This window comes from Peribacillus sp. N1, from assembly GCF_054600815.1.
Genome location: NZ_BAAHZO010000060.1, coordinates 1 through 256 on the forward strand (window position 1 = coordinate 1; position 256 = coordinate 256).

The 256-nt window shown below is 44.1% G+C and carries 1 protein-coding gene; it reads right to left on the reverse strand.

Going from position 1 to position 256, the window contains the following annotated elements; translation table 11 throughout:
- A partial coding sequence (scpB, locus tag ACYP5M_RS26630; protein WP_459735743.1) for an SMC-Scp complex subunit ScpB occupies positions 1-256 on the reverse strand: 256 nt, incomplete at both ends.

Sequence of the window (256 nt, forward strand, 5' to 3'; positions counted from 1 at the left end):
CTATATCTGCTCGAGTGACGGGTTGATGATAAGCAACCACGGCCAACATTTCGAGTAGCGATGGCGAGAGGCGAGTTGGTCGCTCTGGCCACGTTTGTGCAACAATTTGACGGTATTTTGCTCGAACCTGAAAACGAAAACCTTGAGCAGTTTCAATCAGTTCAATCGAACGACCATGTTGTAGCATGGCAAGTTGTTGTAAAAACTGGCGTAAATCTTGTTTGCTATATTGATTTTGGAACGATTCTTTCAATCG